We start from the raw sequence: 21,715 nt of genomic DNA, 5'->3' as shown, positions 1-21,715 counted from the left end.
GAAACAATTGACTATACTCAGACTTTCGCCCGCGCACCGGACGGGCGCAACGGAATGCACGAAAAGAGGTCAGACTTTCTAATGGATATACGAAACAACCCTTCTCCGAGCCTGCTGGATCGCATGCGCACCCACCGCCTCACGACGACCTTCACCCTCCTCGCCACACTCTCTATCGGCATCCTCGTCGGTTCCGTTCTCACGCGAAATGTCAGCGGCAAGGAGCAGGCCGCCGTCGATACTTCCGACGCGAAACCCATCGTGATTCCCTCCCCGGTAGCGCTCTCCAACGGCTTCTCCCAGATCGTCAAGGAAGTGGGACCAGCCGTCGTCAACATTAATACCGAAGAAATCCCGAAACAGTCTATGAACCCGCACGGGCGTCGCGGTCTGCAAGGTCCTCCTTCCCAGGATGGGAATGGCGATGACCAGCAGGGCGACATGCAGGACTTTTTCAAGCGGTTCTTCGGCGGTCAGGGCGGCCAGGGTGACGAAGATGGAGGAGACGGCATGGCTGGCGGAGAGCGACGCGCTCTCGGTTCCGGCTTCATCGTCGATCCCCGCGGCTACATCATCACCAACAATCACGTAGTCGATGGGGCCGATAAGATCTTCGTCAAGCTGTCCACCGACCCCGATGGCCAGTCCGGCTATGAAGGCCGTCGCGCCACAGTCGTAGGTGTCGATAAAGACACTGATATCGCCGTCATCAAGATCGATACGGACAAGCCGCTCCCCACCGTCAAGCTCGGTAATTCGGACGGCGCACAGGTCGGCGACTGGGTACTTGCCATCGGCAGCCCATTTGCACTCTCCAAAACCGTCACCGCCGGCATCATCTCTGCGAAGGACCGTTCCATCGATGAACCCGGCCCCAACGGCATCTCGCAGAGCCAGTTCCAGCGCTTCATCCAAACAGATGCTGCCATCAACCCCGGCAACTCCGGTGGCCCGCTGGTCGATATGGCTGGCCAGGTCGTCGGCATGAATACCGCAATCTATACCCAATCCATGGGCTCGCAGGGTGTCGGTTTCGCCATGCCGTCCAACACCATTGCGAATATCTACAACATGCTCATCGGGCCGGAGCATAAGGTCGTACGCGGCTCCATCGGCGTCAGCTTCCAGCCTGCGGTCAACTCTGCGGTCAACCGCATGTATGGGTTCTCCAATGGTGTCATCGTCAGCACGGTCACTCCCAGCGGAGGCGCCGCCAAGGCTGGCATACAGCCAGGCGACATCATCGTTTCGATCGATGGACGCAACATCAAAGGCGGCGACGATCTGGTCAATGACATCTCTGCGCGTCACGTTGGATCGACCGTGAAGCTCGGTTACATCCGCAACGGGAAGCAGGACGTTGCCAACGTAGTCATTGGAGACCGCGCCAAGACCTACGCCGATATCCTCGGCGGAGAGGACAATAATGCCGGGCCGAAGCAGTCCGATGCTGGACAGGCCACGCTTGGAATCACCGTCTCGGCGATTCCTCCGGACATCGCATCCAAAACCGGCATCAGCAAAGGTGTCATTATCACGAGCGTTCGTCCCGGCTCCTTCGCCGATGAGATCAACCTGGGCAAAGGTTTGATCATCACCGCGATCAACAAAAAGCCGGTTACTGACGAGGCCAGCTACAGGGCCATCGTCTCAACCCTCAAATCCAAAGACGATGTGGTCTTCGTTGTTCACTTCCCCATGCAGAAGAACAGCGGAAACTCTTACATCGGCGGCACACTTCCGTAGAACTACTTGGTACAAGAGAGGGGGTGCCGTTCCTCGGCACCCCTTTTCCTATTGAGATAATTCTTCCCAAAAGGAGCAACCTTGGAGTTTTCATCCATCCTGACTGCCAAAAGTGCCGCAAATGGGGAATATCATTCCTATTGTGCAAGAGTTACTCTAGCGGTAGTCTGGTTAAAGGGTGAATAGAAGCAGAGCATCATCTATTCCATACTGAAGTTTGAGGTCTATTTAATGAGGTTTGCTCAACTCGTCCTGTGCACTGGACTCGTTATAGCTACGGCAATGCCCGCGATGGCGGTAGTTCACGCTCGCCGCGGCCCCACATCGCATCACAGCCTGTTCCATGCCCGCGGCCAGAAGCACTCCAAGATAGCTGCAAGGTCGATTGGGCAACGCTCCATTGATGACAGTCGCGCCACCCAGATTCAAGCCGCGCTCGTCAAATCGGGCTACCTCTCCGACCCCTCCGGCCACTGGGACGCTAACACCTCAGCTGCGATGGAGAAGTATCAGGCCGATAATGGCTGGCAGACCAAGTTGGTCCCAGACTCCCGTGCCATCATCAAACTGGGCCTCGGTCCGGATCATGATGCGGATCGAGCAACGGCAGCATCCACGCTGGGTACGACGGAATCCGCTTCGGCATCCACAATCTCGCAATAGATTGTCCTTCGCCGCAGTAAAAAGAGGGCCACTTGGCCCTCTTTTTACTGCTCAACGTTTGGCACAGCATCAGCTTTGCGGGCCGACAGAAAAGACATAGTCACACATGTCCTCGCGACTGATGGGAAGCCTGCCCAACTTCCCGGTTGTTCCCTCCTCGAGCCACAGTCTCAGCCAATAGTATTGGTGCAACCGCACCAGGCGGGATGCGACAGGCTGCTTCTGCTCGAGAATCGCGGTTATCCGTCCCGCAAGCGTGTCCGCATCGGAAGCCGCTTCGAGCTTCGTTTCAACCGAATCGCACTGCAACACTCTGCGGCGCGCAGCCCGTAGATGAACTTCGTTCAGGACTCCACTCTCAACCTTAAGTCCAGCCATCTGCTCGACGGCCAGCGAAGCCGAAGCGTCAAGGCCATCTTCAAAGGCGAGGTAGAGAATACGGCTTCCTGCAATCCGCAGCGGCATCAACCCAAATCTTTCAACAAAAAATCCGGGCATCACGAGCGCCATTGTTTCAGGCAAAAATCCCTCCGCGCTCAGCACGGGACAGTTCCATTGCATACTTAAACCGCGAGTAACCTGCTCGGCCTCAAGCCCGCACTCAGCAATCAGCCACTCACCGATCTTTCCGGTGCCGTTCCGACGCTGTGCCTCAAGCGCTCGCTGTAGCTGAGGATGCGTGATCCAACCCTGCGCCAGCATCAGCAGTCCCAGCGGAACTCTATGGCGGTGAGGTGTTGTTGCTGCCCTCGTGATTCCATCTCCGGCTTCCCGGCGAAGCGCCTCGCGAACCATCGCCAGCACGCAGCGTCCACTGCAACCCCACTGGTCCTCAAAGATTGGCCGCCGACGGCTTCGCCAGGGCATCGTCCAGCCATTCGAGCAATCGACGTGTCCGCACAAACGTCGTTGCGCCAGCAACGCAGGCAATCCAACTTCGTTTAGTCCACGCTCAGGCGAACTATTTGGCAGGTACGCATCGCCTTCCCACAACAGGGCTTCGCCTGCCTGACTATGACTCGTCCTGTTTAGAAAAGGCATCGTATGCTCTCCAGCCGCAGTTGCGGCGTTGCTACTTCCGTAATCCGAAGAGCGAAGTTGCCGCTCACAATCACCACTTCGCCACGAGCCACGATCCGGTCTCCGATCACAAGATCCACCGGTTCGGACACATGCCGGTCAAGTTCAATTACATCTCCGGGCCCCAGTTCCAGCACCTCTTGCAGAGGCATCTCCCGCGAACCAAATTGCAACGACGCATCGAGCTCAATATCGCATAAGAGGCTTATCGCCTCTGCTCGTGCTGTTTCACCTGCACTCATCGCCTGATCCATATCGACGTCCTCGCTCAATTCACACTCATTGTTGCTTCATCCGCCTGTTGACCCAAAGCATGGGCGAGATGTCCGCTGATTTCATCGCGATCGATCTCGCCTTCCAATTGAGCTCCCCGATGTTCTCCCGTCCGTACAGGATGTGCACGTCCAAGATGCAGGTTGCCCACGCGCAACTCCGCAGCCGACGTACGCGGCAGCGGCAGCCGCAACACCGTGCCGGGCACCAGCGTCGCCACCTCGCTGGCGCGTAAACGCATCTGTGGAAACTGCAACAGTGTCCCGATTTTCATCTGTCCCAACAACTCTCTGATCCTCATATGCGCTTCTTTCGATCGCCTGCGCGGGCGGTCTCCTTCTGAGATCAGCCGCCTGAGAATTGCATTGAGCACAACAGCCGGTAGGCAAAGGTTAAGGACACCCTGAGCCTCTGGCATCCGAACTTCGAAGCTCACACACAAGGTCTTTTCACCTGGAGTCATCATGCGAGCCACTGCCGCCTCCGTCTCCCGCTTCTCAAAGACAAATTCGAGTCCGACCGATTGCCAGGCGAGATTAAGTTCCTGCACAGTAAGCTGCACGACCGAGGTGAGAATCGCCTCCTCGATGTCGGTCAATTCACGTACTGGCCACGCTTTGCCCGCGCCGCCCAATAAGACATCGACGATCGGTGACGAAATGGCAAGTTCAAGCTCCAGCAAACCGACGGCGCCCAGCGGTTCCAATCGAAGCGAACAGACAAAGGTATGAATCGAGAGCCGCTCCAGAAACTCCTTGAACGGCAACTGCTCACCCGCTACCAGCTTCACCCGCAACGGAGTCCTCAACCACGCTCCAAGGGTATGCATCAGATTACGCGCAAACAGATCGTTCACTGTACTGATGGCCCGCATCTGTTCGTTACTGATTTGACCTGCTCTGCTGAAGTTATATCTCTCAGGCGGAATTGAATCTCCGTCTGCCGTGGCATGGGTGGCGACATTCGCTCCAGCGGCCGCAAATAATGCATCGATATCGCCCTGCTCAAGCTGCTTGCCCATGAAACCTCTTTCCTTGCTTCTCTATTTCTCGCTGGTTCGATTGAGTTGATGCCGGATTTAGGACGAAGCGCGCCGCTTGCCACTCGCAGCCTTGTCACCTTTGGCAGATTGAGTAGAACGCAATCCGGCAAGCGCGGTGCGCAGCCGCAAGACAGCAGAGGAATGGATCTGTGAGACCCGCGATTCCACAACTCCGAGTGTGAGTCCAATCTCCTTCATGGTCAGTTCTTCGTAGTAATAGAGAGTCAATACCATTCGCTCTTTTTCTGGGAGTTCGTCAATGGCATCGGCTAATCGCTGCTTCATCTCCCCTTTCAGGCAGCGAAACAATGGATCTTCCTCTGGAGACCCCGGAATATATGCCAGTTCCTCATCTCCCGAATCCTCCGAGCGTTCTATATGCAGACTGCCAATCTCCAGTCCCTTCAGGTCGCCGAGGAGTTGTTGATAGTCGGCCAGACTCAGCTCCATCTCGCCGGCGATCTCCTGTTCCGATGGTGCGCGCCCAACTCGCTGCGTGACAGAGCGGATCGCCTCTTCCACCGCTCTTCCTTTTCTACGCAACTCTCTTGGACTCCAGTCGAGCGTTCGCAGTGAATCGAGGATCGCACCGCGAATCCTGAACTGTGCATAGCTTTTGAACTGGACTTTCTTAGTGTGATCGAACTTTGAAAAAGCATCGATAAGTCCCACCACCCCGGCGGAGATGAGATCATCGAGTTCCACGTGCTGCGGCAGTCGCTCGTGGATGCGGCGCGCCAGATAACGCACCGTCGGGAGATGTTCCATCAACATGAGATCGCGGTCCATCACGCTTTCACTCACAAGCTTTCCTTTTGGCCTGTCACTGTCTGTAAATGGAATAAAGACCGCTGCCTCTGTCGCCTGTCCGTCACCGAGCAGCTGCCCCTGAGACAACCCATGCAAAATCTGTACCGGAACCGCACTGCCTGTGCTCATCACTTCCTCCGTGTCTTGCTCTGCCTTTCGTGCTTTCACTTCCGCTCACCTGCGATTTCTTCTGTTCAACCAACGGTTCCCATACTTCGTACTCGAATCTCATTCGGTATCTCGGCCGGGGCCAGTACTGTCACCTTCGGCAGAAACGGCTCCAGCCAACGCCGCACATGATAACGGGCCGGACTCGGACATAAGAGCACGGGAAGTGCCGATGTAGAGTTCCCTCCGGTTAGGCGTTTCACAGATTCAACAAGCCGACGCAGAAAATCCACAGGCATCGTTCCTGGCTTGGCACCATCGCCCAACAGCAGAGTGCTCTTCGGATCGAATGTGTTCAGCAGATCTGCCTCAAGCATCGGCTCCAGCATCAGCACCCGTAGACTGCCTTCTCCGTCAAGCAGCGGATGGATAAGCCCTCGTCCAAGCGACTGGCGCACCGTCTCCACCAGATGCACCACGTTCTTCGACGACTGTGCCGCTTCTACCAGATACTCGAGAATTGAGCCGAGATCACGGATCGATACCTGTTCGCGCAATAACTGCTGTAACACCCGCTGAACCTCACCCAGCGTCATCAGCTTCGGAACCAGCTCTTCGACCAGCTTGGGATAGCTATCATTCATGCTATCCAGAAGACGCTTGACCTCTTGTCTGCCCAGCAGTTCGTGGGCGTGACGACGAATCAACTCGCCGAGATGAGTTCCGATGACCGTGGTCTGATCAACCACGGAATAGCCAGCCGCCAATGCCTGCTCTTCCAGCCCTGGCTGAATCCATCGAGCCAACACGCCGAACGCGGGTTCTCGCGTCTCTACGCCAGGCAACGCACGCGCCTTCGAGTCTGCATTCACCGCCAGCAGACAATTTTGTTCCGTCTGCCAGCGTGCTATCTCAATGCCACGGAGACTGACCACATACTCTCGCGGCTTCAGCCGCAGGTTGTCCGTGATGTGGATAGGGGGGACAATGAACCCAAGCTCCGTCGCAAGATGACGACGGAGGGCTCTCACGCGATTGAGCATCTGCCCCCCTTGTTTCTCATCAACCATGGGAATCAATTGGAAGCCGATCTCGAGGGTCAGTTCGTCCATCTTCAGCAGTGAAGCCAAGTTCTCGTTCTTAGCGCTGTCGATCGATTTGGTTTTATCTTTTGGTGTGGCTCCATCTTCCGCCGCCTCATCCGCCAGCAAGACTGCTTCCTCTTTTGCCGCGGGCAGTTTTCGCGCAATCAATGCAACTCCCACAGCCATCAGCACAAACGACAGCTTCGGCAATCCCGGAATCAGAGCCAGCGCCAGTAGAACCCCACAGGCGATCCAGAGCGTGTTTTTTCCTCGCAGCAACTGCGTCCCAAGCTCTGTGTCGAGTGACCCCGAAGAAGAGGCGCGCGTGAGTACGATGCCCCCTGCAATCGACACCAGCAGGCTGGGAATCATTGTCACCAGGCCATCGCCGACGGTGAGAATCGTATACGTCTTGACGGCTGTCGTTAGATCCGCACCCTGCTGAAGCACGCCAATCAGTAAGCCGGCGATGATGTTAATCGCCGTAATTAAAATGGTTGCCATCGAGTCGCGCTGGTTGAACCTCGCGGCGCCATCCATCGCGCCATAGAACTCAGCCTCGCGCGCGATTGCCTGCCGCCGTTTTCTCGCGCCCTGCTCGTCGATTAGGCCGGCATTCATGTCCGCGTCGATGGCCATCTGTTTACCGGGCAACGCATCCAGTGTGAAGCGGGCTGTCACCTCAGCCGTTCGTACGGCACCATGGCTGACTACGAGAAATTGGATCGCGATGAGGGCAAGAAACAACACGAATCCCACCACGTAATTGCCACCGACCACAAACTGCCCAAAGGCCTCGATGACCGAACCGGCAGCATGTGTTCCCTCGTGTCCGTGCAACAGAATCCTTCGACTGGACGCCAGATTCAGAGACAACCGAAACATGGTCAACAACAGCAGCAGCGTCGGAAATACAGAAAAATCCACTGCGCGACGTACCTGCACTGCGGTCAGAAAAACAATCACCGACGCCGTAATCGACGCTGCCAGCAACAAGTCCAGCACAAAACTCGGCACTGGAATCAGCATGACAAAGATCATGCTGATCGCCGCCACCGGCAGCAGTAGCGGCCTTAGCTTGGTGGCTTCCCAAGTCCCGCTCTTCTTTATCAACGCTTCACTCACATCCCACCTCCGTAACCGCGCAATCCAACCAGTCCAACCGTTCCTCGATGCCCGGCTTCCTGTTGTGCCTGCTGGGCCTGACGTTCCCGTTTCATTCGTTCTTCTACTTTTTGTCGATACAGATATGCCAAGATTCCTGCCACTGCTGCGTAGAGTTCAAATGGGATCGATTGCCCCTGCTCGACAGTTTTGTAGAGACTGCGCGCCAATGGAGGATTTTCAATAATTGGAATTCCCGCCCAGCGCGCCTCTTCACGAATCTCCGCGGCCAGCAGGTCGCGCCCCTTCGCCAGCACGACAGGGGCTTGCATCGTCTCGAAGCTGAACTCCAGAGCCACTGCATAATGCGTGGGGTTGGTGATGACAACACTTGCTCTCGACATGTCCGCCTTCACTTTGCGCTTGCGCATCGCCCTTTGTATCTGCCGGATTCGTCCCTTAATTTGTGGATTTCCCATCGCATCCTTCATCTCTTCGCGCATCTCCTGCTTGCTCATCTTGAGCCGCTCATTCCAGCTTCTCCACTCGATCGCATAATCCAGCGCCGACCACGCAAGCGTGATCCATGCCGCATCTAACGCCAGCCCGTACGCCGCCGAAAACGTAGCCGGAAGCCGCACCAGACTCATCACCGGCATCGGCAGCATCAGCGCCTTTAGCGCGCTCCATCCAAGCATGACCATCGCAGCAGCGGGCACCAGCGACTTCATCACCCGTGTGGCAGACCGCAGACTGAACAGATGACCCAGATTAGTAGCTGGATTTAGCTTCGAGAACTGCGGCTCAATTGCATTCGGATGAATCTCTACACCTCCTGCCTGGGCCACGCCAGCCATCAGCGCTCCGGTAAAGCTCGCGGCCAGAACAAGGCCCACGGGCAACAGCGCAGGCTCGAGCATCTTTCGAATTGCCTCATTCCACCGCTGCTCACCATTCACCTCGCCCACGGCCGCGGAGTGCAGGCTTTCTGAATAGACCTTCCCCCAACTTGAGACAAATCCATGTGCTGTAGCTCCAAGCATCAACACGCCGCCAAGCATCGCAATCGCGGAGAGGAGTTCACGACTGCGAACGCCGTCTCCCTTTTCTTTCGCCTTCTTCTTCCGTTGGGGTGTGGCCTGTTCTGTTCCCTTTTCACTCATAGGGTTGCCACCAATTTTCCGGCCGCGTCGAGCAACGCTGTGAAGTGGTGCTCGATCCATCCCGGCCACACCGCCAGGCTTCCGATCAGAACGGCGTAAGACACCATCGTCTTCAGTGGAATACTCATCACCATCGCCGGTAGCTGCGGCGATAGTCGTCCCACCAGCGAAATTGTCATCTCGACAGCAAGCGCTGCTGCAATCACGGGTGCCGCAAGTTGCAACCCCGCCAAAAATATCCCGCCAGCCATCATCGCCAATCCGGCACCAGTCTTTGCTTGAATCACTGCCTGCCCCACAGGTACGATTCGAAAGCTCCGCACCAATGCCGCCAGCAGGCTCCGATCCAATCCAGAACCAATGATGACAAGAACGCCTAACCAATTGAGCATCTGTCCCAGAACCGGCGTTTCGATCATGGAGTTCGGATCCATCAGATTCACCAGCGAAAAACTGAACTGCATTCCCAGCAGCATCCCCGCAAACATGAGCGCCTCTGTCAGCAACATCAGCGAAAGGCCAAAGACCAACCCCACACCCAGTTCGCCCAGCACCGCCTGCACATCCAGCGTGGCCCTCGCGTTAGGTACCGTCGCGATGGCGGGCGCCAGCAGCACCGTCATAGCAATGACAAATCCTGCTTTGATCCGCGGCGCGATCGCCGCAGAGGAGAACACCGGGGCAAACATCATCAGGCCGCTTAACCGAATCATCACCAGCACCGCCGCTATCAGAAACTGCGGCCAATCCTGTATCAACGTATTCGTCTCAGCGTTCATGCCGGCTCTATCCCAGGTACCTGTGGAAGTCGGTGAACATACGCACCGTAAAACTTACTAACCGATGCACCATCCAGGGGAGCGTCGCCATCGTCACAACGAACACAACCACTAATCTCGGAACAATGGTCAATGTCTGCTCCTGCACGCTGGTCAGCGTCTGCAGAAGACTGACTACGAGGCTTACCAGGCAAGCCGCCACCAACAGCGGCGCGCTCAGCATCATCGCCTCCATAAGCACCTTTCTCATCATTTCGACTGTCTGGTCAGGTCCCAATTCGGCCTCGGAAATAAAGATTAGAAACTTTTAATCAACTGGTGCGCCAACAAGTTCCATCCGTCGACCATCACGAACAACAGAATCTTCAAGGGGGTAGAGATCACCACCGGAGGCAGTTGCATCATGCCTACCGATGTCGTTACGCTCGCCACCACCAGGTCTACGAGCAGAAACGGAAGAAACAGCACCGCCCCAATCTGGAACCCCGCTTTCAGCTCGCTCAGGATGTAAGCCGGCACGACTACCTGGATTGGAAGATCCTCCCGAGACTGGGGTCGTGTCCCCATCCCTGCCGCAGCGAAGACCTCAAGATCTTTTTCGCGCGCGTACCGAAGCATGTATTGCTTGACCGGAGCGAGACCACGATCCATGGCCTCCATCCCTGAAATGGTCCCGGCCTGATAAGGCACCACCGCAACCTGTTCTACCTTCTGCAACACCGGCTGCATCAGAAACCAGGTCATCATCAGCGCCAGCCCCATCAGGATCTGGTTTGATGGGGCAGTCTGTGTCCCCAGGGCCTGCCGCAGAAAGTGAAATACGACAAGTAGTCGCACCATCGGCGTAATCGATAAAAGTATCGCCGGGAGCAAGGTCAACAGCGTGAGACCCAGAACGATCGACCAAGGCACGCTTCTGTTTGCCTCAATCGCCTGCGTAATCGAATCTTTACCGTTCGACGCCGGAGCAACCCCTGAAATGGAGCTCTGGCTCTTGTTGATCTTGCCTCTCACCGCTCCAGCAGATTTCTGTCCATTACCATGCACGGACTTCACAGCTTCAGGTGCGTGGTTTACCCAGAACGACTCGGGGGAGACAAAAGCAACAAGAAATCGAGAACTCTGGACCTGCTGCGCATGGAGCTTCGGGGACACACTTCCCAACACAAGCAGCAGCACGCAACATCGACGCCGCCGGTGAGCTAAAGACATGGGCCATCCGACTTTCTCGCCGTGACGTCCAGCGAAATTTCGCTCTTTAGCGGCACAATCGTCTCGACACTTTCCAACCCACCCCCCACTAGAAAGCGTTCCCCCCCACAGCTCACGAGCATCAATGTCTTTTTCCCGCCGAGCGACAGTGTCTCCAGTAAATGCATTTGCCTCATCGCAGATTGACGCTCGCTACGTATACCTCGTAGAAGATCCAGCAGCCATGCGCCAATGCCACCAACATTTGGCGAAACCCTTGTTCGACCCGTTCGAGCTGCGTCTTGCGGAAATTGCATTCCTGCTCCATTCCCAATCTCTAAAATCATCCCGGTCTTATATTCCTGGCACCGCTAAACCAGGCGCGTCAGTCGAAGGGCGATCTTCTGTTCCACCACTTCAAACTCGGTCCAACCCAGTTGCACGTCGCCAATTTTCAGGGGTACGTCCTCCGTGTCCGGAGAAGCGCTTTGAAAAATCTGTCCTTCTTTCAATCCCAGCAGGTCCTGCACCTTGAACCGGCTTAGCGGTATTTCGACTGTCATCGTCACAGCCAGTTGCGACAGAATCGGCCACGAAGAGTGCTCTTCGATTCGCGACATCCAGGGCATCTCCGGATTTGCCTCTGGCTTCACCTCAGCGTTCGACGCGGCTGCCGCGTGTGCCATCAGTCCCGTCTCCGTCATCACTCTCTCCACTTGATCTGCTGGTCATACGCGCAGATGTACGATGGCTACCGTTGCACCAGAAATTCCGTAAAAAATATCTTGGTGACTTTCAAATCAGCATTGTGTTCGGCAAGAGCTTTTTTTAGCTCGACTTTTAAGTGCTCTTTGCCATCCAGCGCGAGCAGGCCATCCGCCGTTTGCCTGCCGAGAACGGTCAAGGCCGTGTCGCGAACCGCCGCGATTGCCTCGTCTCCACTTTTGTCATTCTTCGTTCCGGATTCTTTCTTCGCGGGGGTATCTGCCACTTGCAAGCTTACGGATAACCGCAAATAGGCACCCTCACCGGCCAGGTTCACAAGGAGCGGATCAAGCACTAGAAGGTGTGTACTGGGCTCGGATGGAATCCGCGTGGTTGGGGCAGCATCTCTGCGTATTGACAACCGTCCCGATCGTGCAAAGTAATAAACAACACCGCCAAATGCCAGGGATGCAATCGCTGCGCCAATCAGCATCGCAATCAGTAAGTATGTAATCGATGGCCTAACCGGTCCAGTGGCAGCGACCCCAGGAGAAGATGAAGCTGTGTCAGTAACTGGAATGGAAGTAGCCATGATGCTGAACAACGATGCAAGTCAAGCGCCAATTTGTTCTGCTCGAACATTAGTGAATCTTCAGGATCAAACGACCAGAACCGAGCGTTACGTCGTCACTACGACTGACGCGACCTGACAGAGTCGGACGAGGCGGGCGCACTCGATCTTTCAAGCTGCACCCGCCTCATGAGCGCTGCAATGATGCTTATCGAATCATCGCAAGTGTGTCCTGCGTCACCGTATCGAACGTAGTCACCGTCTTCGAGTTCGCCTCAAAGGCACGCTGCGCCACGATCAGATCGGCAAACTCGGAGGATATGTCGACATTCGACAGTTCTAATGCGCTGTCCGTAATCGTTCCCCGAGAGCCAGTCCCCGCAACTCCAACGTTCGCCTGACCGGAAGCTGCCGTCGTAGCGAAGTTATTATTGCCGGTGACAGTCAGGCCCTGATTATTTGCCACCGTTGCCACAGCTACCTGGCCAACTGTTTGCTTTTGCCCATTGCTGTAGCTGGCCGTGATGATTCCACTCGAATCGACTGAAAACCCGTTATACACGCCACTTGTAAACCCATCCTGGCTGCTTGCGCTGCCTGCCGAGGCTGCCGTAGTTTGAGAGATCGTCGGATTGCCATTGGCATCATCCAAATTCCATTTGAAGCTGAGATTGCTTGCTCCATTCGGCAGACCAGGGAACGTAAGAGGGTTTCCAATAGAACTTGCGGGGCCCAGATTTGTCCACACTACCTGGTTTGCTCCGGCGTTGTCCGTAGTCGACGCTCCAACAGTCGTACTCCATGCCGGGGCCGCAGCTCCGGTAGTGCCTGTACCGTTGATTGACGTCACTCTTTCTAAGTTGCCGTTGGAGTCCAAAATGGTAGTTCCCGGAGTTGCAGCGGTGGCTGCCGGCCACGCGGCTGCGGTCGGCATAAGCAGGTTGCCCGACGAATCAAACGTCAACGTGCCCGTATTCCCTGTCGCAACTCCCGTAAAATCGCCCGGAGGGAGCGTGACATCATAGCTCCAGGTATTCGCCGCAGTTTTAGTAAACGAGAGCGTCGCCTGATGTGTCTGTCCGAGTGAATCAAATACTTGTACCCCCTGAGTAGAAAACGAAGTTCCCACAGCAGCACTGGCATTCAAATTTGCTGTCAGCGAGAAGTTTTGGGTTGCCCTCGCTGATTCAGTGGATCCAGTCGGTAGCACTAGGGCTCCCAGTGCACTGCTGCCACTGATAACACCGTTCGCGGCGTTGTAGCCCATCACATTCTCCCCTTCGGCCGTCGTTAGGTTGCCATTTGCGTCGAGTTGAAAAGCACCAGCCCGCGTCAGAGACTGAACACCATTCTGTTGCACAACGAAAAAACCATCTCCGGTCAACATCATGTCTTTTGAATCGCTCGTCGGGTTGACACTTCCCTGCAGAAAGCTCGTCGTCGTGCTTGCCACTTTTGTGCCGACACCGACCTGTAACGCGTCGTTCGATCCGTTTTCGCCAATCTGCTGATAAAAGAGGTCTTCAAAATTCGTTGTCTGCTTTTTGAAAGCAGTTGTATTCAGGTTCGCCAAATTATTTCCAATCGTGTTCAGCGCCACCGAGTCAGCATTCAAACCACTCAAAGCCGTTGAAAATGATCCCATCGTCGCTCTCCTTGCTCCTGGTTATATCTTCGTTATCGTTGTCCGCTGCCGTCGAGCTGCGTCTTTCTTGTTCCGTCTCTATGCCGAATCCTACGTTCCGGTCGTTGGCGCAGGTGTCGTCACCGGTGTCAGATCCTGATTGATTGAAATCAACTGCTGCAGGCTGTTCACGCCCACCAGTTGCTGAATATAGGCATTCGGATCTGTGGGCTGTGTAGGATCCTGATTTTTCAGTTCCGTCACCAGAAGCGTCATAAAATCGGCCGATGTGATCGTTGCCGAGGATGACGCGGAATTTGTCGTGCTGCCTGCTGCCGCCCCCCCTGTCCCGCTGGTGTCTTTCGGCGCCAACGCTGAAGCAACTCTAGCTGCCGCTGCCGATCCTGCTCCCGTAATCGAATTCATCTGTAATGCGCTCATCTTCATCCTTTCCAATTAAGTCGTTCGTAGTTGCTTCACTTACAAAAGCGGTTGAACAGGACATCCATTCAGGCTCTTACGTTCAGCCAATTTCCTCCGCCCGCGAGCGAGGCTAATGACAACAATTCATCTCCTCCCACTCCGCTCACGCCGCTATAAAATCCCTCCTTTTCAACGCGATTCGGAGCCGAGCTCGCTGCTCCCTGCCGGCTGTCTCCTCCTTGATTACCGCTCTGCTGAGCCGACCCTTGTCCATTACCGTTCCTTCCCCCGTCAAATCCCCGGAAGTCAGTACCCGACGCCATCGGCGGCTGTATAACAACCGCGTTTACCGCAACCCGCTCAGTCTGGAGATACGCTGTCAGCGAGGGAAGTTCCCGATGCAGCATCTCCTGTCCCGACGATGTAGCCGTCGACAAGGATGCATTCACCACGCCACCATCTGTCATGTCAGCGCGAATCTTCAGCCATCCGTGTGTTCCATTGACAACGCCGATTTCGAGCGACGTGGGCGTCGCCATCAATGTCTTATGCGTAGCGTCCGTCGACGCCGCACTGTCAATCACACCCGAGCCGGACTGCCCGGTCGCCGTATGGGTGCTGGCCTCCGTCGTCTGCGCGCTGCCCGTAGCAATCACGTGTGCAGCACCACCGCCAGGAACTCCGGCCACCCTTAACTCACCATGGGCCGCAACGCTAACTGCCAGAGGCTGCGCCGTACTCTTGGTGTCTGCATTCTCACCGTCGGTCGCCTTGATCGGAGCCAACGCTGTCTTTGGTTCATCAACTCCTGTCTTCCGTGAGACAGAATTATCCGTCAAAACGGGGCCTTGTGTTTTCACGGTGCCGTCATCCGTTTTCTTGATGTCCTCAGTCTTTGTGTCGTGCCCGTCAGGCTTTACCGCCGTTGTTCCGACACCGCAAGTGGGCGCCGACGAACTTGTAGAGGAGACCGCACCATCTTCAGCAACGGCTTTCGACCCATGCTGTGGTCCATCTACCGAAGGCACCATGATCGGTATGGAAACAGGAGACGTGGTAGCAACGGGCTGCGCTTCGACTGCCGTCGCATTCTCCACAACCAGAACAGCTTTTCCCTTTTCGGCCTTGGCGCTTTTCTCCGTTTTTACAGAGCGGCCGTGGTCATTTGCTTCTCTTTTAGTTAACACCTTTCCTTGGTCTTTATTTAACGTGGGCGTCTCTTTGAGATTCTGGGTGACAGGCGTGACCTGCTTCCCTGGAATATCGGCTACTTGCGAATCAGTCCCATCCGTCTGAAGCTCTGCGATTATCTTCGTAGCATCCGTCTTCGTGTCGTCAATGACTGATGACACATTTTTATGATCGAGATCCTTCACATCCTCCGATGGAATCGGGACCTCAGACATCTCCATTGAAATGGGTGGTGACGAATCCTTATCCGATCTTTGGCCATGCTGAACAGTTACGCCCATTGAAGGAATTATTACTCCGACGGTTGTAGGTGCTGTGCCTTTCTGGCTCGGGAATGAGTATCCGCTCTTTGCGGCAGTAGATTCCTTCTGCGTCTCGTCTCCAGCGTTCGCATCCTGCTTCATCTTTAGGTCGGCAACAGCAGCAGTCGCTCTTCGGCTGTTCCCAGCGCTGTTCACAGGAACGCTACTTTCAGATTCGACAATATCTTTCAGCTTTTGATCGGCAGTCTGCGATGGCACACCGACCGCAAGAGCCGAGCTCTCATCAAAGCTTCTCGCAAAAGAAATGTCAGCGGAATTAGCGCGTTCGGCCGGAGCACGAACGTTCACCAAATCGGTGCCGAGTGACGTCAAAACCGTCGTTGCTGTCAGCATGTCTCTTCCTCTTACGCTCTATCAACGAAGTGCATTTCACGCGCCGAAATGACCGCTGAAAACATTAGGAAATATTTATTTCTGCCGCTGCACGCAAATCTTCGCGTGCGTCCGTCCATCTTCGTCGAGCAAGAAATCGGTCATCTAGTGCCGCCTGAGCCTGCCGATCTGTTTTGCTCGCAATTTGCATTGCCGCATCATCGACGACATGTCGAATCTGCTCACTTCGAAGATGGCTTGAGCGATACATTCTTCCCGCTTGTTCACTCAACATCTCGCGTTCCAATCGAATCTGCTGCAATCGTTGCTGCTTCCATTCCGCGACCTCCCGCTGTGTGCGGGCTGCCGCCCAATCCATCTGGTCCCCTGCAATCAGCGCATCGCGACCAAGGTAACTCGAAGAGCGCGCCGTCTCCTCCTGCGCATCAATTGCCTGCTCCGCTTCTTTAACCGCTGCGGTCGTCCGCTGCAGTTCTATCGAATGCATCTCTTCGATGCGGACGTAGAGAGACATCAGCCGCTTTAGCGCATCTACCCGCGAATGCATCGTTAGAGTTCCATTGCGTTTAATCGAGTCACGCTTTGCTCCATCGTCACGCGCTCCTGGCTTCCCTGCTCGAGAAACTCACGCAATACGGGCATCGCGCGCATCGCACGATCCAGTTCTTCGTCTGTCCCTGTTTTGTACGCCCCAATGCGAATCAGGTCCTCTGACCGGGCGTGGGCCGCGAGCAGTCTCCGTGCCATCGCCGCCTTTCCCCGATGCTCCGGTGTCGTGACCGCAGGCATCAAACGGCTTAACGAATCCAGAACATTCACCGGCGGATACCATCCCCCAGCCGCCATTGATCGCGACAGAACCACATGTCCGTCCAAGAGTGAACGCACGGCGTCCACCACAGGGTCCTGCTGGTCATCTCCCTCCATCAGCACCGTATAGAACGCCGTAATACTGCCATTCTGAAAATTCCCCGCGCGCTCCACCAGCTTTGCCAGCCGCGCAAACACCGACGGCGTATACCCTTTGCTGGCAGGAGGCTCTCCCGCAGCCAAACCAATCTCCCGCGCCGCCATCGCATACCGGGTCAATGAGTCCAACACCAGTAGCACATGTTTTCCCCGTGCAGCGTAAAACTCCGCAACAGAGGTAGCCGCCATTGCCGCTCGCATCCGCAAGAGCGGACTCTGGTCCGAAGTAGACACCAGCACTACCGAACGCCGCCGTCCCTCCTCGCCCAATGAATCTTCGACAAACTCTCGCACCTCGCGCCCACGCTCACCGACCAGTCCCACTACAGTCAGGTCCGCCGCGGTATTTCTCGTCATCATTCCAATCAGAGTGCTCTTGCCCACACCCGAGCCACCGAAGATGCCTATTCTCTGCCCACGGCCGACCGTCAACATCCCATCCAGCACGCGCAGTCCCGTTTGTAATGGCTCGCGAATCGGCTCTCTCTCCATCGGGTGAGGTACTGCGCCATCGAGCGGCCACATCTGCGCTACTCTCGGCGCTGGCAAACCATCCAGCGGCCCACCCAGCGCATTCAAAATTCGTCCTTCCATCTCCTCCCCAACCGCAATCCCAGGTGTAACGCCCATTGCCCTTAGCGTGTCGCCATAGCGAATTCCCTGCGTCGCCTCAAGCGGCATCGCCAACACATGCCGTCCGCGAAAGCCAATCACCTCCGCGCGGTGCCGTCTGCCGTCTCCATCCAATATCTCGCAGCACTCACCCACCGAACACAGAGGACCCTCCGCCTCGATGGTTTGCCCATTAGCCTCTACCACACGTCCACTCCAACGCCATGCTGAACGATCTGCCAGCCGCGTGAAATACGAGGAGAGCCTCTCCTTTGCCGGATGCACGACCAGCATCAAGCTGGCCTCTGCTGCAGAAGATCGAAGAATCCCTTTTCAATCTCTTCCAACTGGGCCTTCACACCCAGTTCCACTCTCCCGACACTCGTTTCAAGAACGCATTCCCCCGCACTCATCCGCTCTTCTCCGATGAATTGCAATCTCGATTCCGCATCAGCCGACATGGCTTCTTTCCATCTCTCCACCTCTTCGGCAGGCACACGCAGTTGCATCGTGCTTTGGTCCGCCACCTTCTCCAGCACAACTCGCACCGCTGCAGTGAGAAACAGCGGATCGAGGTTGGCCTCGCGATGTAACACACGTGCCGCAATCGCCAACGCCAGCTTCACAACTTCACCCTCTACATCGGAAAAGTAACGAGCGCGTTCCCTTCCAAACTCATCACAAACTCGCGCCACGCGAGCACGTTCCATTGCTACTCGCTCTTCCAACTCCTCTTTCCACTCCTGCCGCGACTCGACTCTCGCTACTCTTTGCGCCGCCTCAATCTCCGCAAGCGCTTCCTGCTGCTGCAATTTCAACTGCCGCTCCATCTCCGCGATTCGCTCTTCGATGGAAGCTTCCGCCGCATTCAAAGGCGCCGCCGTATCCACATCCTGAGCTGCATCCTTTTCCAGCCAATCGAGCGTATGAAACTCAAGCCTGGATACGTTCTTGCTTTTCCTTGCATCCTTGATCCATCTGTCAGGCATTCCCGGCAGAGGATTGTATGAGCCCACGTCCTCCGCGTTCTCAGATAGCGAGGTCATCGTCCACCTCCATCTTCAGAATCATGCGGCCTTCACTTTCAAGCTGCCGCGCCAGGGCCAGCAACTCCTGCTGCGCATGATTGACATCCTTCAGCCGCACCGGCCCCATCACCTCCATATCCTCCTTCAGCATCTCCACCGCCCTCGAACTCATTGCTTTGAACAGGTGAGATTTCACGTTGTCGCGTCCGCCCTTCAACGCCAGTGCCATCACCTTCTTGTCGGCGGCCGCAACAAACTCGCGGATGCTCTCCGGCGGCACCGTCACCAGATCTTCAAACGTAAACATCAGGTTTCTGATCCCAATGGCCAGTTGCGGTTCGTCATGCTCAATCTCTTCAAGAATTCCCTTGCTCTCGATCTGGTCCAACCGGTTCAGCAGCTCCGCCACCGCTTTAAAGCCTGAGTAGGATTTTCTTCCACTCGTTCCATCTCCCTCCATCCGCTTATGCAATACAAGGGCAACTGTCTGCGCCATCTCCGGCGAAAACTGCCGCATCTCGGCCAGTCTGCGTACCACTTCCACGCGCATCTGGCCATGAAGGCTCATCAGCACCGCCGATCCCCGCTTCGCATCCAGATGCGCCAGCACCAGAGCAATCGTCTGCGGATGCTCTGTCTCCAAAAATTTACTCAGGTGCTGTGGGTCCATCTTCTGCAGCTTTGCCATGTCCCCGTTGGTCCGCTCCCTGATCTTCCTAACTTGCGCCAGCAGGTCCTCGGCCTTGCCCGACCCAAACGCCTCGGTCAGCAGCTTCAGCGCATACTCCGGCCCACCACGCACCATGTATTGCTGCGTCTCCAGCAAGCCGTAGAACTCTGTCAGTACCTGGGTCAACTGCTGCGCCGGAATCTCTCCCAACCGCGTAATTTCCTCGGTCACCCGCCGGACATCCGCCTCGGACAAGCTCAGAAACAGAGTCTTCGCAAGTTCATCTCCCAGCGCCACCATCAGGATGGCGGCTTTTCGCAATCCCGGAATCTCCGCTGGCGCGAATCCTGACTCCGCCGGCAACAGCAGCGGATTATGCCGCACACTCTCAGCCTCTCGCATCTGTATCGCTGCACTCATTACTCACCGTCCTCTGTTGAACCGATCCACGCCTCGAGCAGCCGCGTACTCTGTACGGGCTCTCGCCGAATATGCTCGGATACATGGTCGAAGATCCCCTGCTGCTGCCGCTGCGCCCTGCTTTTGACCGGCAGCGGGATTGCCCCATGATCGGTATCGTCCGCGCTCCACTCCGGCTCCGCTGCCAGCATCCGCTCCTGCTGACCTCCTAAGGCAGCCGAAGCCTTCGCCCCTGCGGTCAGCACTATTGGCTCACGCAGCGTTGCAGTCATCTGTCTCGCCACCGGACGCAGCACAAACATCACCAGCAGGATGCCGCATACTCCTATCAATATCGTCCGCATCATTCCCGGCTGTGAGGCTGCAAGCGTGCGCGTCTCTTCCATCACCCTATCCATCACCGGCGGCTTCATCTCCGCCGCATTCGTGCTGAAGCTGATGTTCTCCATCACAACCTGGTCGCCCCGTCGCGGATCGAAACCCACCGCTGCCTGTGCCAGTTGCTCCAGCCGATGCATCTCATCAGCGCTTCTCGGCTTCCACACCGTGTGCTCTAATTTGCCCGTACCCTCTGTCATCGCACGATCATTTACGACCACAGCCGCAGTCACTCTTCGCACTCGCCCCGGCCCTTCTTCCGAATGCAGCAGATGCTTCGTCACTCCATACGTGCCGTTCTCTTCCTGAATGCTTTGGTCTCTTCCATTACCTTGCTGCGGATAAACCGGCAGCGCCTGCTTCTGCAACAAGGGTGGAGTTCCCGGAGCAGCAGCCGCCTGCGAGCCTGCCACCGAACCCGCCGGTGCGCCCCCTGGAGAATTGCTCGCCGTCCCTGGTACCCCCGAGGCTGTAGCAGGCAGCGCCGAAACCTGTTCCTTCTTCTGCATACTCAGCGTTGCCGTCTGGCTCGGATCGTAGACTTCGTCTGTCCGTTCTTCGCTGCCCTCGTCGTAACTGACGTTCACCGTCGCCCGCACATTGTCATGCCCCGCAAGCGGCTCGAGCATCGCGACCAGCTTCGCCTCCATCTCCTGCTCTGCCTCGTCCTTGCTGGCGTCTCCCGATCTCGGCTTCAAGTTCGCCCGCCCATCCGCATCCACCAGCGTCACCTGTTCCGGGCTCAGATTTTCGACCGCCCCAGCCACCAGGCTGCGAATAGCATCGGCCTGCTCCGGAGCTACCGTCGCACGCCTCAACTTCAGCACGACGGAAGCCTTCGCCATCTTCTCCTCCGACGCGAACAGACTCTGCTGCGGTAGCACCAGATGCACTCGCGCCGACCGAACCACATCCAGCGTCTCAATCGTGTGCTCCAACTCTCCCTCAAGCGCTCGCTGATAATTGACTCGTTCGTCGAACTCACTCCCCACCCAGTTAGGCTTGTCGAATAACTCAAACCCCAGCCGACCCGATTGCGGCATTCCCTTCGCCGCAACCTCCATCCGCGCCTTGTCCAGCATGTCCGCTGGCACTTCAACGCCTGTCCCATCCGCGGTCATCTCAAAAGGAATACTCGCTGCTGCAAGCTCCTGCGATACCTGCTGCGTGTCCTTCCCATCAAGACCGCTGAACAATACACGCCAGTCCGGACGCTGCACAAACCACATCATGCCGACACATGCCGCCGCCAGAAATGCAGCCGATGCAATCAGCCAGGTCCGCTTGCCGGCAGGCATCGCCATCAAACGCTGCCGCATCGCCGAAGCCATCGCCGACGCCTTCTCGACGGGGCCGTCGCCCGCCAAGGCAGCGCCCTGTTGCCCAGTCCTCTCCAGCCCTGCTCGTTCCGTCTCCGCCATCTC

General features: G+C 56.4%; 22 protein-coding genes. 2 read left to right on the top strand and 20 right to left on the bottom strand.

Features of this window, described 5'->3' with window-relative positions:
- Window positions 1-81: 81 nt before the first annotated feature.
- A complete protein-coding gene (locus P4G45_RS05690) occupies window positions 82-1,746 on the top strand; it encodes a trypsin-like peptidase domain-containing protein (RefSeq protein WP_348268709.1) in 1,665 nt (554 codons plus the stop codon).
- A 231-nt stretch (window positions 1,747-1,977) separates the two neighbouring features.
- Window positions 1,978-2,409, top strand: a complete 432-nt coding sequence (locus P4G45_RS05685) for a peptidoglycan-binding protein (RefSeq protein ID WP_348268708.1) — start codon at window positions 1,978-1,980, stop codon at window positions 2,407-2,409.
- A 69-nt stretch (window positions 2,410-2,478) separates the two neighbouring features.
- Here P4G45_RS05685 and P4G45_RS05680 read toward each other — a convergent pair whose 3' ends face one another.
- The 20 genes from P4G45_RS05680 to fliF all read right to left on the bottom strand — a co-directional run bounded on the left by P4G45_RS05680 (window position 2,479) and on the right by fliF (window position 21,712).
- Window positions 2,479-3,450 (bottom strand): hypothetical protein, encoded by a 972-nt coding sequence (locus P4G45_RS05680; protein ID WP_348268707.1) that lies wholly within the window; start codon window positions 3,448-3,450, stop codon window positions 2,479-2,481.
- Complete coding sequence (locus tag P4G45_RS05675; RefSeq protein ID WP_348268706.1) at window positions 3,438-3,743, bottom strand: FliM/FliN family flagellar motor switch protein; 306 nt, start codon at window positions 3,741-3,743, stop codon at window positions 3,438-3,440. The genes P4G45_RS05680 and P4G45_RS05675 overlap by 13 nt, the downstream gene beginning before the upstream one ends.
- Before the next feature lie 14 nt (window positions 3,744-3,757).
- A complete protein-coding gene (locus P4G45_RS05670; RefSeq protein WP_348268705.1) occupies window positions 3,758-4,783 on the bottom strand; it encodes a FliM/FliN family flagellar motor switch protein in 1,026 nt (341 codons plus the stop codon).
- 57 nt (window positions 4,784-4,840) lie between these two features.
- Entirely contained in the window at window positions 4,841-5,743 is a 903-nt protein-coding gene (locus P4G45_RS05665; RefSeq protein WP_348268704.1) for a FliA/WhiG family RNA polymerase sigma factor, read from the bottom strand.
- A 65-nt stretch (window positions 5,744-5,808) separates the two neighbouring features.
- Window positions 5,809-7,848 carry a flagellar biosynthesis protein FlhA gene (flhA, locus tag P4G45_RS05660; RefSeq protein ID WP_373694180.1) on the bottom strand — a complete coding sequence of 680 codons (2,040 nt, stop codon included), beginning with the start codon at window positions 7,846-7,848 and terminating at the stop codon, window positions 5,809-5,811.
- An 80-nt stretch (window positions 7,849-7,928) separates the two neighbouring features.
- Complete coding sequence (locus tag P4G45_RS05655) at window positions 7,929-9,074, bottom strand: EscU/YscU/HrcU family type III secretion system export apparatus switch protein (RefSeq protein WP_348268702.1); 1,146 nt, start codon at window positions 9,072-9,074, stop codon at window positions 7,929-7,931.
- Complete coding sequence (locus tag P4G45_RS05650; protein WP_348268701.1) at window positions 9,071-9,853, bottom strand: flagellar biosynthetic protein FliR; 783 nt, start codon at window positions 9,851-9,853, stop codon at window positions 9,071-9,073. Before P4G45_RS05650 ends, P4G45_RS05655 begins: the two co-directional genes overlap by 4 nt.
- Before the next feature lie 7 nt (window positions 9,854-9,860).
- On the bottom strand, window positions 9,861-10,106 hold the full coding sequence (locus P4G45_RS05645) for a flagellar biosynthetic protein FliQ (protein ID WP_348268700.1): 246 nt from the start codon (window positions 10,104-10,106) through the stop codon (window positions 9,861-9,863).
- 44 nt (window positions 10,107-10,150) lie between these two features.
- Entirely contained in the window at window positions 10,151-11,008 is an 858-nt protein-coding gene (gene fliP / locus P4G45_RS05640) for a flagellar type III secretion system pore protein FliP (protein WP_348268699.1), read from the bottom strand.
- Window positions 11,009-11,055: 47 nt separating this feature from the next.
- The gene (locus P4G45_RS16975; protein WP_373694179.1) at window positions 11,056-11,232 is read right to left on the bottom strand and encodes a flagellar biosynthetic protein FliO; all 177 of its coding nucleotides are present in this window, start codon (window positions 11,230-11,232) and stop codon (window positions 11,056-11,058) included.
- A 183-nt stretch (window positions 11,233-11,415) separates the two neighbouring features.
- Window positions 11,416-11,748, bottom strand: a complete 333-nt coding sequence (locus P4G45_RS05635) for a FliM/FliN family flagellar motor C-terminal domain-containing protein (RefSeq protein WP_348268698.1) — start codon at window positions 11,746-11,748, stop codon at window positions 11,416-11,418.
- A gap of 47 nt (window positions 11,749-11,795) precedes the next feature.
- Window positions 11,796-12,242, bottom strand: a complete 447-nt coding sequence (gene fliL / locus P4G45_RS05630; RefSeq protein ID WP_348269219.1) for a flagellar basal body-associated FliL family protein — start codon at window positions 12,240-12,242, stop codon at window positions 11,796-11,798.
- Window positions 12,243-12,528: 286 nt separating this feature from the next.
- Window positions 12,529-13,965, bottom strand: a complete 1,437-nt coding sequence (locus tag P4G45_RS05625; protein ID WP_348268697.1) for a flagellar hook protein FlgE — start codon at window positions 13,963-13,965, stop codon at window positions 12,529-12,531.
- Window positions 13,966-14,055: 90 nt separating this feature from the next.
- Entirely contained in the window at window positions 14,056-14,385 is a 330-nt protein-coding gene (locus P4G45_RS05620; protein WP_348268696.1) for a flagellar hook capping FlgD N-terminal domain-containing protein, read from the bottom strand.
- Between the two features lie 68 nt (window positions 14,386-14,453).
- Window positions 14,454-16,214: a hypothetical protein gene (locus P4G45_RS05615; protein WP_348268695.1), complete on the bottom strand. Its 1,761-nt coding sequence runs from the start codon at window positions 16,212-16,214 to the stop codon at window positions 14,454-14,456.
- Window positions 16,215-16,278: 64 nt separating this feature from the next.
- Window positions 16,279-16,761 (bottom strand): hypothetical protein, encoded by a 483-nt coding sequence (locus P4G45_RS05610; RefSeq protein WP_348268694.1) that lies wholly within the window; start codon window positions 16,759-16,761, stop codon window positions 16,279-16,281.
- A gap of 2 nt (window positions 16,762-16,763) precedes the next feature.
- Complete coding sequence (locus P4G45_RS05605; RefSeq protein WP_348268693.1) at window positions 16,764-18,089, bottom strand: FliI/YscN family ATPase; 1,326 nt, start codon at window positions 18,087-18,089, stop codon at window positions 16,764-16,766.
- The gene (locus P4G45_RS05600; protein WP_348268692.1) at window positions 18,089-18,841 is read right to left on the bottom strand and encodes a FliH/SctL family protein; all 753 of its coding nucleotides are present in this window, start codon (window positions 18,839-18,841) and stop codon (window positions 18,089-18,091) included. Before P4G45_RS05600 ends, P4G45_RS05605 begins: the two co-directional genes overlap by 1 nt.
- On the bottom strand, window positions 18,825-19,913 hold the full coding sequence (gene fliG, locus P4G45_RS05595; protein WP_348268691.1) for a flagellar motor switch protein FliG: 1,089 nt from the start codon (window positions 19,911-19,913) through the stop codon (window positions 18,825-18,827). The genes P4G45_RS05600 and fliG overlap by 17 nt, the downstream gene beginning before the upstream one ends.
- Window positions 19,913-21,712, bottom strand: coding sequence for a flagellar basal-body MS-ring/collar protein FliF (gene fliF, locus P4G45_RS05590; RefSeq protein ID WP_348268690.1), 1,800 nt, complete (start codon window positions 21,710-21,712; stop codon window positions 19,913-19,915). The genes fliG and fliF overlap by 1 nt, the downstream gene beginning before the upstream one ends.
- Window positions 21,713-21,715: the final 3 nt, after the last annotated feature.

It is taken from the genome of Edaphobacter paludis, assembly GCF_039993895.1.
Lineage (GTDB): Bacteria > Acidobacteriota > Terriglobia > Terriglobales > Acidobacteriaceae > Edaphobacter > Edaphobacter paludis.
This window is presented reverse-complemented; position numbering and strand designations above follow the sequence as displayed.

Bases quoted from the DNA above. Each gene is read 5' to 3' on its own strand.
- flhA (WP_373694180.1), bottom strand. From the start codon at position 7,848: ATGATCTTTGTCATGCTGATTCCAGTGCCGAGTTTTGTGCTGGACTTG.
- P4G45_RS05675 (WP_348268706.1), bottom strand. From the start codon at position 3,743: ATGGATCAGGCGATGAGTGCAGGTGAAACAGCACGAGCAGAGGCGATA.
- P4G45_RS05635 (WP_348268698.1), bottom strand. From the start codon at position 11,748: ATGACGGAGACGGGACTGATGGCACACGCGGCAGCCGCGTCGAACGCT.
- P4G45_RS05610 (WP_348268694.1), bottom strand. From the start codon at position 16,761: ATGCATTCGCGGGTAGATGCGCTAAAGCGGCTGATGTCTCTCTACGTC.
- P4G45_RS05665 (WP_348268704.1), bottom strand. From the start codon at position 5,743: ATGAGCACAGGCAGTGCGGTTCCGGTACAGATTTTGCATGGGTTGTCT.
- P4G45_RS05690 (WP_348268709.1), top strand. From the start codon at position 82: ATGGATATACGAAACAACCCTTCTCCGAGCCTGCTGGATCGCATGCGC.
- P4G45_RS05620 (WP_348268696.1), bottom strand. From the start codon at position 14,385: ATGAGCGCATTACAGATGAATTCGATTACGGGAGCAGGATCGGCAGCG.
- P4G45_RS05680 (WP_348268707.1), bottom strand. From the start codon at position 3,450: ATGCCTTTTCTAAACAGGACGAGTCATAGTCAGGCAGGCGAAGCCCTG.
- P4G45_RS16975 (WP_373694179.1), bottom strand. From the start codon at position 11,232: ATGCATTTACTGGAGACACTGTCGCTCGGCGGGAAAAAGACATTGATG.
- P4G45_RS05625 (WP_348268697.1), bottom strand. From the start codon at position 13,965: ATGGGATCATTTTCAACGGCTTTGAGTGGTTTGAATGCTGACTCGGTG.
- fliG (WP_348268691.1), bottom strand. From the start codon at position 19,913: ATGAGTGCAGCGATACAGATGCGAGAGGCTGAGAGTGTGCGGCATAAT.
- P4G45_RS05670 (WP_348268705.1), bottom strand. From the start codon at position 4,783: ATGGGCAAGCAGCTTGAGCAGGGCGATATCGATGCATTATTTGCGGCC.
- P4G45_RS05600 (WP_348268692.1), bottom strand. From the start codon at position 18,841: ATGACCTCGCTATCTGAGAACGCGGAGGACGTGGGCTCATACAATCCT.
- P4G45_RS05645 (WP_348268700.1), bottom strand. From the start codon at position 10,106: ATGATGAGAAAGGTGCTTATGGAGGCGATGATGCTGAGCGCGCCGCTG.
- P4G45_RS05605 (WP_348268693.1), bottom strand. From the start codon at position 18,089: ATGCTGGTCGTGCATCCGGCAAAGGAGAGGCTCTCCTCGTATTTCACG.
- fliL (WP_348269219.1), bottom strand. From the start codon at position 12,242: ATGCTGATTGGCGCAGCGATTGCATCCCTGGCATTTGGCGGTGTTGTT.
- P4G45_RS05655 (WP_348268702.1), bottom strand. From the start codon at position 9,074: ATGAGTGAAAAGGGAACAGAACAGGCCACACCCCAACGGAAGAAGAAG.
- P4G45_RS05685 (WP_348268708.1), top strand. From the start codon at position 1,978: ATGAGGTTTGCTCAACTCGTCCTGTGCACTGGACTCGTTATAGCTACG.
- P4G45_RS05650 (WP_348268701.1), bottom strand. From the start codon at position 9,853: ATGAACGCTGAGACGAATACGTTGATACAGGATTGGCCGCAGTTTCTG.
- fliF (WP_348268690.1), bottom strand. From the start codon at position 21,712: ATGGCGGAGACGGAACGAGCAGGGCTGGAGAGGACTGGGCAACAGGGC.
- P4G45_RS05615 (WP_348268695.1), bottom strand. From the start codon at position 16,214: ATGCTGACAGCAACGACGGTTTTGACGTCACTCGGCACCGATTTGGTG.